13 protein-coding genes are annotated in these 13,640 nt (G+C 51.6%); 11 read left to right on the top strand and 2 right to left on the bottom strand.

What is annotated here, in order from left to right; translation table 11 throughout:
• The first annotated feature begins 99 nt into the window (after nucleotides 1-99).
• From ftsE to rpoH, 3 genes are all read left to right on the top strand, one after another.
• On the top strand, nucleotides 100-753 hold the full coding sequence (gene ftsE / locus DYD62_RS22010) for a cell division ATP-binding protein FtsE (protein WP_115230061.1): 654 nt from the start codon (nucleotides 100-102) through the stop codon (nucleotides 751-753).
• A 6-nt stretch (nucleotides 754-759) separates the two neighbouring features.
• Nucleotides 760-1,662: a permease-like cell division protein FtsX gene (gene ftsX, locus DYD62_RS22005; RefSeq protein ID WP_115230060.1), complete on the top strand. Its 903-nt coding sequence runs from the start codon at nucleotides 760-762 to the stop codon at nucleotides 1,660-1,662.
• Between the two features lie 246 nt (nucleotides 1,663-1,908).
• Entirely contained in the window at nucleotides 1,909-2,760 is an 852-nt protein-coding gene (gene rpoH, locus DYD62_RS22000) for an RNA polymerase sigma factor RpoH (protein WP_099397509.1), read from the top strand.
• Between the two features lie 210 nt (nucleotides 2,761-2,970).
• Here rpoH and msrP read toward each other — a convergent pair whose 3' ends face one another.
• Nucleotides 2,971-3,894, bottom strand: coding sequence for a protein-methionine-sulfoxide reductase catalytic subunit MsrP (gene msrP, locus DYD62_RS21995; RefSeq protein WP_115230059.1), 924 nt, complete (start codon nucleotides 3,892-3,894; stop codon nucleotides 2,971-2,973).
• Nucleotides 3,895-4,037: 143 nt separating this feature from the next.
• Nucleotides 4,038-4,202, bottom strand: a complete 165-nt coding sequence (locus DYD62_RS24515; protein WP_422614933.1) for a protein MIGRI — start codon at nucleotides 4,200-4,202, stop codon at nucleotides 4,038-4,040.
• A gap of 269 nt (nucleotides 4,203-4,471) precedes the next feature.
• Here DYD62_RS24515 and mraZ point away from each other — a divergent pair, with 269 nt between their 5' ends.
• From mraZ to murD, 8 genes are all read left to right on the top strand, one after another.
• Entirely contained in the window at nucleotides 4,472-4,909 is a 438-nt protein-coding gene (mraZ, locus tag DYD62_RS21985; RefSeq protein WP_099397512.1) for a division/cell wall cluster transcriptional repressor MraZ, read from the top strand.
• Nucleotides 4,906-5,838 (top strand): 16S rRNA (cytosine(1402)-N(4))-methyltransferase RsmH, encoded by a 933-nt coding sequence (gene rsmH, locus DYD62_RS21980; RefSeq protein WP_115230057.1) that lies wholly within the window; start codon nucleotides 4,906-4,908, stop codon nucleotides 5,836-5,838. The genes mraZ and rsmH overlap by 4 nt, the downstream gene beginning before the upstream one ends.
• Complete coding sequence (gene ftsL / locus DYD62_RS21975; protein ID WP_046352533.1) at nucleotides 5,835-6,128, top strand: cell division protein FtsL; 294 nt, start codon at nucleotides 5,835-5,837, stop codon at nucleotides 6,126-6,128. The genes rsmH and ftsL overlap by 4 nt, the downstream gene beginning before the upstream one ends.
• On the top strand, nucleotides 6,125-7,996 hold the full coding sequence (locus DYD62_RS21970; RefSeq protein ID WP_115230056.1) for a peptidoglycan D,D-transpeptidase FtsI family protein: 1,872 nt from the start codon (nucleotides 6,125-6,127) through the stop codon (nucleotides 7,994-7,996). Before ftsL ends, DYD62_RS21970 begins: the two co-directional genes overlap by 4 nt.
• Before the next feature lie 95 nt (nucleotides 7,997-8,091).
• Nucleotides 8,092-9,573 (top strand): UDP-N-acetylmuramoyl-L-alanyl-D-glutamate--2,6-diaminopimelate ligase, encoded by a 1,482-nt coding sequence (locus tag DYD62_RS21965; RefSeq protein WP_115230055.1) that lies wholly within the window; start codon nucleotides 8,092-8,094, stop codon nucleotides 9,571-9,573.
• The gene (locus tag DYD62_RS21960) at nucleotides 9,573-10,940 is read left to right on the top strand and encodes a UDP-N-acetylmuramoyl-tripeptide--D-alanyl-D-alanine ligase (protein WP_115230054.1); all 1,368 of its coding nucleotides are present in this window, start codon (nucleotides 9,573-9,575) and stop codon (nucleotides 10,938-10,940) included. Before DYD62_RS21965 ends, DYD62_RS21960 begins: the two co-directional genes overlap by 1 nt.
• Nucleotides 10,941-12,029, top strand: a complete 1,089-nt coding sequence (gene mraY, locus DYD62_RS21955; RefSeq protein WP_099397517.1) for a phospho-N-acetylmuramoyl-pentapeptide-transferase — start codon at nucleotides 10,941-10,943, stop codon at nucleotides 12,027-12,029. It begins immediately after the preceding gene.
• A gap of 178 nt (nucleotides 12,030-12,207) precedes the next feature.
• Nucleotides 12,208-13,593 carry a UDP-N-acetylmuramoyl-L-alanine--D-glutamate ligase gene (gene murD / locus DYD62_RS21950; RefSeq protein WP_115230053.1) on the top strand — a complete coding sequence of 462 codons (1,386 nt, stop codon included), beginning with the start codon at nucleotides 12,208-12,210 and terminating at the stop codon, nucleotides 13,591-13,593.
• Nucleotides 13,594-13,640 lie beyond the last annotated feature (47 nt).

The raw sequence follows: 13,640 nt of genomic DNA, 5'->3' as shown, positions 1-13,640 counted from the left end.
GCTTTGTGATACTCAATATGTGTATTGCTTTTCTCCGTATCACTCCGTAGTTCAAGATTTAGGTTAAGCGTATTCGTGGAAAACAAAGGCAGGGCTTCTATGATCCAGTTCCAGCAAGTCAGCAAACGCTATCCTGGCGGCTTTGATGCCGTTAAGAATTTAAGCTTTGAGATTCCAAGTGGCGAGCTGGTATTTTTGGCTGGCCATTCTGGCGCGGGCAAATCAACACTGCTCAAGCTGATTGCGGGTATAGAAAAGCCCAGCGGCGGCGCGGTGATTGTTAACGGGCAGAATATGGCGAAAATGAATCGCAGCTCACTGCCTTATATCCGACGCCATCTGGGGCTGATTTTTCAGGATCATAAAATTTTGTTTGATCGCAGCGTGATCGATAATGTCAGCCTGCCGCTGGATATTGTTGGCTTTGATCATAAAGAAGGCCGCCGCCGTGTTTTAGCCGCACTCGATAAAGTGGGCCTAGCTGGCAAAGAAAAACTCAACCCAGTCTCGCTATCAGGTGGTGAGCAGCAGCGGCTATGTATCGCCCGCGCGGTGGTGCATCGGCCGGCGATCTTGCTGGCTGATGAGCCAACCGCCAATCTGGATCGCGATTACGCTCACGATATTCTGGAGCTGTTTAAGTCTTTTCATCAGGTTGGCGTCACGATTGTGATTTCTGCTCATGATGAAACCCTGATGGCAGATTACGGACGTCGTATTCTGCGCCTGAAAAATGGTCAATTTACTGCTTGAGGCGCTATGAAACACTGGTTCAGACTCCATCTGCAATCCCTGGCGCGCACCCTAGGTGCTTTGTTTAGCCACCCCTTCTCCAGCGCGCTGAATTTACTGGTGATTGGCATCACGGCCGCTCTGCCTTTAGCCCTGTGGCTAATCATCAGCAGCTTAAGCAGTGTAGCCAGCCAGATTCATGTAGAACCGCAAATCTCTGTTTTTATGCGCGATACCGCAACGGCAGAAGAGCTCGCCACGCTTAAAACGCAATTAAAGAAAGACCCGCGCATCGCCAACAGCCGTTTTATCAGCAAAGACGATGCCCTTAAAGAAATGCAAATTTCCTCTGGCGCTACCAATCTTTTAGCCGGGCTGAGCGAAAATCCGCTGCCCGATGCCTTTGTATTAAGCAGTAAAGACGGCCAAGCCAGTACTTTAGAAGCATTACAAAAAGACCTGATCAGCCGCCCCGGCGTAGAAGAAGTCCAGCATGATTCGGCTTGGGCACATCGCTTAGAAAGACTCCTCGCCCTAGGCCAGACCCTATTTGAAGTGATTGCAGTATTGCTGGCCACCGCTCTCACGCTGATTACCGGCAATGCCATCCGCATGCAAATTTTAACGCGTAAAGAAGAAATCGAAGTCGCTAGGCTGATCGGTGCAACCGATGCCTTTATCCGCAGACCATTCGTCTATTTTGCAATGGTGCAGGGCCTGCTGGGCGGGCTGCTTGCATGCGGTATTGTGGGCGGCATGCTATCTCACCTCAACCCTGCGGTAAGCGATCTGGCAACAGCATATGGGCAAAAATTCAGCCTGCAATCCCCTGACCTGAGCACGATTGCCATTGTATGCGGCCTGTGTACCCTACTTACGTTCATCGGCGCATGGCTTGCCGTTTGGCGGCATTTACGGCAATTTACCTGAGGCCGCAACAGGACAACAGGCGGGAAGCAATTTTCGCCTTCCTATGCAGCAAAGCCTGCCTAGCCGCCATTTTCCCCATTTAATGCTTCATGATTAATTCACTCTATTAAGCAGATAGGAAAAATTGCCGTGCTTCATTGCACCATAGTGTGATTGAATCGAAAGTCTGAATATTTGCTTTTTTTTAGCACTCGGCCAAGTCAAGTGCTAGAATCAGCAAGAGTTTTTGCAAGGAGAGATTGAAACATGGCGTCTGCACTTACACTTCCCGTACTGTCCGGTGGCGACAGCATCGAGAGCTATATCCAGCGTGTAAATACTGTTCCCATGCTCTCGCAGGAAGAAGAATACAGCCTTGCCGAGCGCTACCACCAGGACAACGACTTGGAGGCAGCCAAGCAACTGGTTATGTCCCATCTGCGAGTCGTGGTGTCCATTGCACGCGGCTACTCTGGCTACGGCCTGCCTCAGGCAGACTTAATCCAAGAGGGCAATATCGGCCTAATGAAAGCGGTAAAACGCTTTGAACCCGGCCGTGGCGTACGCTTATTTTCCTTTGCTGTGCATTGGATTAAAGCCGAAATCCACGAATACGTACTGCGCAACTGGCGCTTGGTGCGTGTTGCCACAACCAAGGCCCAGCGTAAATTATTTTTTAATCTGCGCTCCATGAAGCCAGGCTTTGCCGCTCTCACCACTTCCGAAGCACAAAAGATTGCTGACGATTTGGGTGTAAAACGCGAAGAAGTGCTGGAAATGGAAACGCGGATGAGCGGCCAGGATATTTCCCTGATTGCCGACGACAACGATGACGAAGGCTACGCACCGATCGACTGGCTGGCTGATCACGATAGCGCACCGGATGCCACTCTGGCCCGCCGCGCGACGGATAAGCTGCATACCGAAGGCCTGCAAATGGCACTCGCCAGCCTTGATGAGCGCAGCCGCCGGATCGTGGAAACACGCTGGCTTGCCGACGAAGGCTCCGCCTTAACGCTGCACGATTTGGCGGCAGAGTTTAATGTTTCTGCAGAGCGTATCCGCCAGATTGAGGCCAAAGCCCTCAGCAAAATGAAGCAGGCTTTACTGCCAGCATAAAAAAACGGAGCCAAAGGCTCCGTTTTTTTATGTCTTCATTTTTCGAAATGAAAATCAAAAGATAAAACCCAAATCTTGAACCACAGAGATCACAGAGGACACAGAGAAAAACAAGAAATAGAGGTTTTCTTGTTTTTCGGTTTTCTCCATGGCCCTTGGTGTTCTCCTGTTCCTCCGTGGTTAAAGACTTGAGTTTAGATTTTCAAACCATCAAAACAGCTTTTTCAAATCCATTCCCTTGTACATGCCTGCCACTTGATCGCCGTAGCCATTAAACATTAAGGTTTTACGTTTAAAGAATTCGCCAATTCGCCGCTCAGTGGCTTGGCTCCAGCGGGGGTGGTCTACTTCCGGGTTTACATTAGAATAAAAGCCGTATTCGTTAGGTGCCGCTTTATTCCAAGCCGTTTGTGGCTGTTTTTCGGTCAGGCGAATTTTTACGATGGATTTTGCGCTTTTAAAGCCATACTTCCACGGCACAACTAGGCGGATCGGCGCGCCGTTTTGATTGGGCAATACCTTGCCATAAAGCCCTACCGCCATGATCGCCAGAGGATGCATGGCTTCATCCATACGCAATCCCTCGGTATATGGCCAATCCAATACCGAGCGGCCAACACCGGGCATCTGCTCCTTATCGGCCAGCGAAATAAACTCGACGTATTTAGCTTTAGAAGTGGGATTAACCCGCTTAATCAGCTCGGAAAGTGGGAAACCCACCCATGGAATCACCATCGACCAGCCTTCCACACATCGCAGGCGATAAATCCGCTCTTCTAATGGCGCAATTTTTAATAATTCGTCGATTGAAAAAGTACGCGGTTTTTCACACTCGCCCTCAATCACGATATTCCAAGGCCTAGCTTTTAAGGTATGTGCTGTTTTGGCCGGATCATCTTTACCCGTGCCAAATTCATAGAAATTATTGTACTGAGTGATTTGCTCAAAACTATTTTTATCGTCTTTAGCAGAAAAGGGGCTGGCCCGATAAGCTAACTCACCCGCGGCCTGCGCAGGCAATGCAGCCGCCAGCCCAAGCGCCGCGGCTCCCGTCATGATTTGACGGCGATTTAACCAAAGGCCTTCAGGTGTAATTTCAGAAGGTAATATTTCTGTCGATGAGCGGATGAGCATGATGTTCTCCAGAGGCAATAAAGCTTAGTCGGACAGAACAACGAGCGCTGACAACGACTCTTAAAGTTTATCTGCAATCAGATGCTTAAAGTTTCTTTAAACGACAGCCGCACACGTTTGCTAGGCAAAAAAAATCACTCACATCAATAAATGTGCAAAAACAAAGCAATAGCCGCAGCAAAAAGCAAAACAACAGAAGCAATCCTCATTGAACGGTCGATTTCAGAGCGTACTGAGGGGCTGATTCGCCGCCAAAGCGCCCAAACAAGCAAGGCAAACAAACAGATATTCAGTAATTTTTCTGTCACAAGGCGTAATCAATATAAAAAAAGGGGAAAGACGTATTATTTAACAATTAAGTTAAAGTTTTACTTTAACTTAATTGCTTTAGCGCTTGCTTATGCAAGATAAAACAAGAGAAAAATGTACATTACATATTTTGCAGCTAAGTGATTGTATCAAAAGAACAATTAAAAAACGGGCGCTTGTGCGCTCTTTTTTTTTACTCTATAGTGGGAAGTAGTGGGTGAAAGTGGGTAAAAGTGCAGTATTAACCCTTACAAAAGAGTAATTCATCATGTTTGGCGGTGTGGCTTCTTTAAATCTCGACAGCAAGGGACGATTGGCAATTCCTGCTAGGCATCGTGACGTGCTGGGGACGCACTGCGCCAACCGCTTGGTGATTACTGCCGAACCTTCAGGCTGCCTGCTGGTTTACCCGGAACCCGACTGGTTGCCTGTTCGCGATCAGCTCAATCGTTTATCTGGCGCTCAGATGCCTATTCGCCGTTTTATCGTCGGCCATGCCGAAGAGATCGAACCCGATAGCGCTGGGCGTATTTTGATTCCGCCGCGTTTACGCCAGCTGGCGGGTCTCGATAAAGAAGTCGCCCTTGTTGGCATGGGCAATAAATTCGAACTTTGGGATGAAGCCCGCTGGGCCGCTCAGGTTCAAGCCGTTATGGATATCAGTCCAGACGATTTGGCAAAACAAATGCAGGACATCGTGCTTTGACGCTTATACACACCACCGTTTTACTTGAAGAAGCCGTGCACGCACTGGCGATCAAGCCAAATGGCATTTATGTCGATTGCACTTTTGGCCGAGGCGGTCACTCGCGCCTCATCCTTTCCAAACTGGGCCCTGAAGGCCGTTTGATTGCTTTTGATAAAGACCCGATGGCGATTGCTGAGGCAGCCACCATTACCGATCCGCGCTTCACCATCGTTCACGAAGGCTTCGTTAATCTGCAAAAAGAATTAAATCTGCGTGGCATTACAAGCGTGGACGGTGTGCTGATGGATTTAGGCGTGTCATCTCCTCAGCTTGATGACGCCAGCCGAGGATTTAGTTTTCGCTTTGATGCCCCGCTTGATATGCGCATGGATACCACGCGCGGTATGACGGCGGCCGAATGGCTGAATTTAGCCGATGAGAAAGAAATTGCAGAGGTGGTAAAAGACTATGGCGAAGAGCGGTTTGCTAAACAGGTTGCAGCAGCGATTGTTACGAGTCGAGCGGGAGAACCGATTCTCACCACCGGCCAGCTTTCCCAGATCGTGGCAACGGCAGTCCGTAGCCGCGAGCCGGGGCAGAATCCGGCGACACGTACCTTCCAAGCTATACGGATTTACATCAATCGCGAGCTTGAGGAGCTTGCGCTAACCCTGCCGCAAGCTTTGGAAATGCTGAATCAAGGCGGGCGTTTTTCCGTGATTGCGTTTCACTCACTAGAAGACCGCATCGTAAAACGTTTTCTGCAAGATGCAGCCCAAGGCGACAAACTGCCTTCCCGCCTACCTGTGCGCGCTGCTGATATTGCCGAGCCCCCTGTCAAAATCATTGGCAAGCCGATTCGTGCCAGTGAAAAAGAAGTGGATGAAAACCCGCGTGCCCGCAGTGCAATCTTGCGCACAGCAGAAAGAACAGGAATTGCCCTGTGACACGTTTAAACCTTTTTTTGCTTGTCATTTTAATTGCGTGCGCGCTGGCTTTAATTACCAGCCAGCATAAGGCTCGCAAATTTTATGGCGAACTGCAAAAAGAAGAAGTTTTAAGCCGTAAGCTCGATGTTGAGTGGGGACAGCTGCAACTGGAACAAAGCACTTGGGCCATGCATTCACGCATTGAAGCTGAAGCAACACAAAAATTAGGCATGCAAGTGCCAGGACCAAACCGTACGCAAGTGATACTGCCGCACGGTGAACGCGTAGCAAAACCGGTGACCGAATGAAATTAGCAAGGCCCCCCCGCCAAGTTGGCGGGCAATCACGTCATCAGCGTTTTGCCGCACCACAGCCAAAACTGGAGCGGTGGCGGGTATGGGTTGTAGTTGGCTTTTTACTCTCGCTTTTTGCCGTATTACTGGGCCGTGGCCTGTATTTACAAGCGTGGAACGAAGGCTTTTTGCAAGAGCAGGGTGATGCGCGCTATATGCGCAACCTTAAGCAAGCTTCGAATCGCGGCATGATTACCGATAGAAATGGCGAGCCATTAGCTATTTCTACCCCGGTGCAATCCATCTGGGCCAGCCCCCGTGGAATGACATTACTGCCAGCAGGGCAGGAGCGCCCGGCAGATTGGGAGCCAAAATCAGAGAAAGACCCGGTACCAGTGTCGCGTAGTGAGTTAAAAAAACTGGCGGCAGCATTGCAGCTGCCGGAAGAAGAGTTAAACAAGAAATTAAGTAACTCCAGAAAAAACTCGAAAGGCGAAGAAATCCGCCCCGATTTTCTGTGGTTACGTCGGCACATGTCGCCAAACGATGCCAAGGCCGTGATGGCACTCAATGTACCGGGTGTGTACACGCAAACCGAATACCGCCGCTATTACCCGGCAGGCGATGTGATGGCACATATCGTGGGCTTTACCGACATTGATGGCAAAGGGCAGGAAGGCTTTGAATTAACGCGTGAAGCAATGCTGGCAGGCAAGCCTGGCAGCCGCACTGTGATTCGTGACCGGCGCGGTTATATCGTTGAAGACGTTTCAACCATTGTTCCGGCGAAAGACGGCGAAACATTGCAATTATCCATCGACCGTAAGATCCAGTATCTGGCGTATCGGGAGCTGAAAAAAGGGATTGAAGCAGCAGGTGCTGTAGCAGGTGCTGCCGTTGTACTGGATGCAAAAACGGGCGAAGTACTGGCACTGGCCAATTTACCCTCATACAACCCTAATAGCCGTGAGCGTGTTGATTTAGCCCGAAAACGTAACCGAGTGCTGACTGATACTTATGAGCCCGGCTCAACGATGAAACCCTTTGTCGTTGCCGCCGCTTTAGAGCAAGGCATCATTAAGCCATCGACCATTATCCAAACCTCGCCAGGGCGAATGACGATAGGTCCGGCCACTTTTAAAGATACAAGAGATTACGGCGCACTGAACCCGGAAGGCGTGCTCAAACACTCCAGTAACGTAGGCGCAGCCAAGATTGGCCTGATGCTGAGCCGCGAAGAATTATGGGGATATTTTAATAATTATGGTTTTGGTGCATCAACGCACAGTGGTTTCCCAGGAGAGGCATTTGGCCGTGTTCGCCCTTGGAAAACCTGGCGTCCGATTGAGCAAGCCACGATGTCATTCGGGCACGGTTTGTCGGTCAGCCTGATGCAAATGGCCCGTGGCTACTCGATGTTTACCAACCACGGTGAAATGAAACCAATCACCTTCACCAAGATGGTAGCGCCAAGCCCGGGTAAACAAGTGATTTCGGCTCAGACTGCTGATTTAGTAAAAAACATGCTGGAAGCCGTTACCCAGGCGGGCGGTACAGCCGTAAGAGCCCAGATTGTAGGCTTTCGGGTTGGTGGTAAAACAGGTACGGCACGCAAGATTGTAAATGGGCAGTATTCCCGCGAAAAGTACGAAGTGTCGTTTATTGGCTTTGCGCCGGTATCCAATCCTCGTCTGATTGTGGCGGTCTTGATCGATGAGCCGTCCACGGTAGGAAATCGTTATTACGGCGGTACCGTTTCTGCTCCGGTGTTTCAGGAAATTATGTCGGGCAGCTTACGCATGTTAGGTGTTCCGCCCGATGCCCCGATTACCAATATTCTGCTGCCGGGGCTGGATGCACCAGAGTTGAAAGAAGAAACATAAGCGATACTCCTGGCGACTGATACCAGCGCCAAGGAGTCCCGACCCCAAACCACCCTTGTTCCGTGCTTTAAAACAGCCGGGCTAAAGGAAGACATATGAAAGCTGTGAGCTGGAACCTCCCTCCTCTCGACCTTCCTGCGATCGATGCCATCGCTGCGGGCGCGCGTCTTGTCGTGGATAGCCGTGGTGTTCAGGCTGGTGATGTTTTCCTCGCCTTTCAGGGTGAGTATGCTGATGGCCGCAGCTATATTGCCGATGCCATTGCAGCAGGCGCAGCAGCCGTATTATGGGAAGCAGAAGACTTTGTATGGAATCCAGCGTGGCAAACGCCCAATCTGGCGATCCCGCAACTGCGCGCCCAAGCCGGGATTGTAGCGGCTCATTTATTAGACAACCCATCGCAATCCCTGTTTGTAACCGGGATTACCGGCACCAATGGCAAAACATCCATCGCCAACTGGCTGGCACAGGCTTTTAATTTGCTGGGACATAAAACCGGCGTGCTCGGTACCTTGGGCAACGGTTTTATTGATCGCCTTGAAAGCTCCACCCATACCACACTGGACCCAGTGACCCTGCAAGGCTGGCTTGCCCGCCTGCAAACCGAGGGTGCCAGCCATATTGCGATGGAAGTCTCCTCGCATGGCCTTGATCAGGGCCGCGTGCACGGCACCCATTTTGATGTGGCGGTATTCACCAACCTCACCCGAGATCACCTGGATTACCACGGCGACATGGGTAGCTATGGCGCAGCAAAAGCCCAACTGTTTAACTGGGAAGGCTTAAAGACCGCCGTCATCAATACCGACGATGCTTTTGGCCGCGAGCTGGCTTCTCAATGCAAAGCCCCCCGCGTGCTGACTTATGGTCTGGAAAACGGCGGCATTCGCGCTACAAAAATCACCTTAACACTGGCAGGCTTGGAGCTGGAAGTCGCCACGCCTTACGGTCTATGCAATATTAATTCCCCGATGCTGGGCCGTTTTAACGCCAGCAATTTGCTTGCATGCCTGTCTGTTTTACTCGCTGCCGACGTACCACTGACGCAAGCTGCCGATGTGCTCAGCCGGATTCAGCCCGCCGCTGGCCGGATGCAAAAGCTGGGCGGCGATGAGCGTCCCCTGATTGTGGTTGATTACGCACACACCCCGGATGCACTGGAAAAAGCGCTAACAACGCTGCGCGAATCCATGCCGGAAAAAAGCCGCCTTTATTGCATCTTTGGCTGCGGTGGTGACCGAGACAAAGGTAAGCGCCCGCTGATGGGCGAAATTGCCTGCCGCCTTGCAGACGCAGTGATTATCACCTCAGACAATCCACGCAGCGAAACCCCACAAGCCATTATTCAGGACATCGTCCGTGGCGTTTCCGGCGTGCCTGGCAGCGGTCATGCTAACTACAGCATTGATTCAGATCGCTCTTCAGCCATTAGCGACGCCATTGATGTAGCCACAGCCAAAGACGTTGTACTGATTGCTGGCAAGGGCCACGAAACTTATCAGGAAATCGCAGGAATTCGTCATCCCTTTGATGATGTCGCCATTGCAAACCGTGCTTTAGCAAGGAAGAAAAAATAATGTTGTCCCTGCAAGAAACCGCACAGGCCCTGAAAGCCTCCTTCACTGGCGCTGGCGAGGCTCGCTTTGCGCGTGTCACCACAGACAGCCGTGATATTCGTGCGGGTGATTTATTTATTGCTTTGCGTGGTGAGAAATTTAACGCAAATAAGTTTGCCGATGCCGCCATTGCCGCGGGGGCCGTTGCCGCCATCGTCGATACACCAATTGCCGGGCCGCATATTTTAGTCAGCGACACACTGGCAGCCCTTGGGCAACTTGCAGCCTATTGGCGCGAGCTGCTTAAAAACACGGCAGGCCAAGTCGTGATTGGTGTTACCGGCAGCAACGGTAAAACCACGGTTAAAGAAATGATTTCTGCCGTGCTGACTCAGCACCAGGGCGAGGATTCGGTGCATGCCACCCGGGGTAATTTAAACAACCATATTGGCCTGCCGCTTACCCTGCTGGCTGCCCGTGCACAGCATCGCTATGTGGTGGCTGAAATGGGTATGAATCATTTTGATGAGATCAGCTACCTCACCCATATCGCCAAACCCGATATCGCCATCATTACCAATGCAGGCCGCTGTCACCTAGAAGCACTGGGCAGCGTGGCAGGCGTGGCACAGGCCAAGGGCGAAATTTTTGCAGGTTTGGTTGCAGGTGGCTACGCCATTATCAATAACGATGACGACTATGCTCCGCTCTGGCGCGAGCTGGCCAAAGAGCATCCGCAAGTCAGCTTCAGCCTCAGCAATGCCGATGTTTATGCACGCAATTTGTGTGCACATATCCATGGCGCACAATTTACGCTCTGCACCCCCGGTGATTCGGCCCAGGTCGATTTACAAATTCCCGGCTTACACAATGTACTCAATGCGCTGGGCGCAGCGGCCGTAGGCCATGCGCTCAAGATTGGCGCTGAAGACATTGCCAGCGGGCTGGCCAGCTATGAAGGCACCAAGGGCCGTTTGCAAAGCAAAAATGCATTTAACGGCGCAAAAGTATTTGATGACACTTACAACGCCAACCCCGATTCAATGAAAGCCGCCATCGATGTTCTGGCGGGCTTTGGCCCTGAAACCCTGCTGGTTTTAGGCGATATGGGTGAAATTGGCAGCGATACAGCAGAGCGACATCAGGAAATTGGTGCTTACGCACGCAGCAAAGGCATACGCGCGCTTTACACCTTGGGCGAACAAATGCAGCTGGCCAGTGCGGCCTTCGGCGGAACGGCACAACATTTTACCGACGTTGCAGCATTGATCGCAGCGCTTCGCACTGATTTAACGCCAACGGCCACGCTTTTGGTCAAAGGCTCGCGTTTTATGCGCATGGAACGCGTCGTGGATGGCGTAGTGATGAACACTCTGGAGAAGATGTAAATGTTGTTGCTGTTAACCCAATGGCTGGGCGAATCGATTCGCGCCTTTAATGTTTTTAACTACATCACCCTCAGAGCGGTGCTGGCGACCATGACGGCGCTGGGCATCTCCTGGACGATGGGCCCATGGGTCATTAAAAAATTAACCGATTTAAAAGTAGGCCAAGTGGTCCGTACTGATGGTGTACAGGCCCATTTGATTAAAGCAGGCACCCCAACCATGGGGGGCACACTGATTTTGCTGGCGATTGGCTTAACCACCCTGCTCTGGGGCGACTTACGCAACAAGTATGTATGGCTTGCTTTGATTGTCACCATGGCAACGGGTGTGATTGGTTTTGTGGATGACTACCGCAAAATCGCGCTGAAAGATCCTAAAGGTTTATCAGCCAAAGCCAAGCTTTTCTGGCAATCGCTGATTGCGATTGGTGCGGGGGTATTTTTGGTTCACGCCGGTGGCAGCCTGCCCGCCAATACCGGCTTTGTGATTCCATTTTTCAAGCAGATTCTCTACCCCTTTGGCGCGATTGGCTTTTGCGTGCTGACTTACTTTGTGATTGTAGGCACCAGTAATGCGGTCAACCTCACAGATGGTCTGGACGGGCTGGCGATTATGCCAACGGTGCTGATTTCTTTTGCTTTCTGCATTTTTGCCTATGTTGCGGGCAATGTGGTGTTCTCCAAATATCTGGGCGTGCCCCATGTACCCGGCGCAGGCGAGCTGGTGATTTTCTGTGCAGCCATGGCCGGTGCAGGCTTGGGATTTTTATGGTTTAACGCCTACCCAGCCGAAGTCTTTATGGGCGATGTGGGTGCATTAGCACTTGGCGCAGGCCTTGGTATTGTGGCGGTGATTGTCCGTCAGGAAATCGTCTTGCTGATTATGGGCGGCGTGTTTGTGATGGAAGCACTGTCGGTGATGATTCAGGTGGCCAGCTTTAAATTACGCGGCAAACGGGTCTTCAGAATGGCCCCGATTCACCATCATTACGAACTCAAAGGCTGGAAAGAAACGCAGGTCGTCGTGCGCTTCTGGATTATCACCATGCTGTTGGTATTAGCGGGTTTAGCCACGCTGAAGCTGCGTTAAACCTTAAAAGTTCTGTAAACACAGAGAACACAGAGAGGAAAAGCAGCACATAGAGAAAACCATGAGGATTAAAAACGGGTAAAGAAATCGCCCACTTTTATAAGGTTTTCTCTGTGTGCTCTGTGTCTACAGACTTTCAGATTTTTTTAGAAATTTAAGCATTTCACTGAGATAGAAAATGAATTACCAAGGCAAACATTGCATCGTTGTAGGTTTAGGCGAATCGGGCTTTTCTGCTGCTAAGTGGCTGGCCGCTCAGGGCGCGCGCGTCACGGTGGCAGACAGCCGCAGCACGCCTCCAAACCTAGAACTGCTGCATGCTGCCCACCCAGATATTGAACTGCGCTTAGGTGCATTCAGCGATACCACATTTGCAGATGCCGGTGCGCTGATTGTCAGCCCCGGTGTGCCACTTGCCACCCCGGCCATTGCAGCAGCCGTGGCCCGTGGCGTGCCTGCTTTGGGCGATGTGGAATTATTTGCTCAGGCCATTGCCGGCACTGCCGTTAAAGTAATTGCCATCACCGGCTCCAACGGTAAATCCACCGTTACCAGCATGGTTGGCCAGATGTGCGAAGCCGCCGGTTTAAAAGCCGTAATGGCTGGCAATATCGGCCTGCCGGTCCTTGATGCGCTCACCGCCAGACCGGATGCCGATGTGTTTGTGTTGGAGCTGTCCAGCTTTCAGCTCGAAACCACCACCTCACTGAATGCCGATGCCGCCACCGTACTGAATATCAGCGAAGACCATTTAGACCGTTATAAAAATCTGGCGCATTACGCCGCCACCAAGGCCGCTATTTTTGCCGGTACAGGCACGGTTGTTTTAAACCGTGAAGACGCCCACTGCCTCGCCATGGCGTCAGAGCTGAAATCCCGCCAGATTGTCTGGTTTGGTGCCGATGCGCCGCGTGCCGCTGATGAGTACGGCCTGAAAGGGAGCGAATTCACCTTAAGCCTTGGGGATGAAGCGCTGCTCAATGCGACAGAGTTGCCCGTGGCAGGCTTACATAATGCGGTGAACGCGCTATCCGCTATCGCGCTTTGCCGAGCCATTGGCTTAGAAACAGCCCCGCTGCTGGCCGCTTTGAAATCATTCACTGGCCTTGCCCACCGGGTGGAGTATGTGGCCACGGTGCAGGGCGTTGATTACTTTGATGATTCCAAAGGCACCAATGTAGGCGCAACCGAAGCTGCGCTCAAAGGCATGACCCGCCCAGTTGTGCTGATCGCTGGCGGCGATGGCAAGGGCCAGGATTTCCGCCCGCTTAAAGCCGCTTGCGCACGCATTTGCCGCGCGGTAATTCTGATCGGCCGCGACGCGCCCATTCTGGCCGAAGCGCTCAATGAAGCCCAATCACAATTTGTAGATTCTGATAACGAACATCTGCTGCCCGTCCTGCAACTGCCCAATATGGAAATGGCAGTGCAGTTTGCCAGCAACTTTGCCGAAAGCGGCGATGTTGTGCTGCTTTCCCCTGCTTGCGCCAGCCTCGACATGTACCGCAACTACCACCACCGCGCCGAAGTATTTATCGCTGCGGTTAAAGGTTTAGCGAGCTGATATGCCCCAACTATTTTCTCAAACCGCCATTCGGGTATGCCCAACGA

Source organism: Iodobacter fluviatilis (assembly GCF_900451195.1).
GTDB classification, from domain to species: Bacteria; Pseudomonadota; Gammaproteobacteria; order Burkholderiales; family Chitinibacteraceae; genus Iodobacter; species Iodobacter fluviatilis.
The sequence above is the reverse complement of the archived record's forward strand: the minus strand, read 5'-3'. Positions and strand labels throughout refer to the sequence as shown.

Coding starts and splice junctions, on each gene's coding strand:
- DYD62_RS21970 (WP_115230056.1), top strand. CDS start 6,125: ATGAAATTAGCAAGGCCCCCCCGCCAAGTTGGCGGGCAATCACGTCAT.
- murD (WP_115230053.1), top strand. CDS start 12,208: ATGAATTACCAAGGCAAACATTGCATCGTTGTAGGTTTAGGCGAATCG.
- msrP (WP_115230059.1), bottom strand. CDS start 3,894: ATGCTCATCCGCTCATCGACAGAAATATTACCTTCTGAAATTACACCT.
- DYD62_RS21965 (WP_115230055.1), top strand. CDS start 8,092: ATGAAAGCTGTGAGCTGGAACCTCCCTCCTCTCGACCTTCCTGCGATC.
- mraY (WP_099397517.1), top strand. CDS start 10,941: ATGTTGTTGCTGTTAACCCAATGGCTGGGCGAATCGATTCGCGCCTTT.
- ftsE (WP_115230061.1), top strand. CDS start 100: ATGATCCAGTTCCAGCAAGTCAGCAAACGCTATCCTGGCGGCTTTGAT.
- rpoH (WP_099397509.1), top strand. CDS start 1,909: ATGGCGTCTGCACTTACACTTCCCGTACTGTCCGGTGGCGACAGCATC.
- ftsX (WP_115230060.1), top strand. CDS start 760: ATGAAACACTGGTTCAGACTCCATCTGCAATCCCTGGCGCGCACCCTA.
- mraZ (WP_099397512.1), top strand. CDS start 4,472: ATGTTTGGCGGTGTGGCTTCTTTAAATCTCGACAGCAAGGGACGATTG.
- DYD62_RS21960 (WP_115230054.1), top strand. CDS start 9,573: ATGTTGTCCCTGCAAGAAACCGCACAGGCCCTGAAAGCCTCCTTCACT.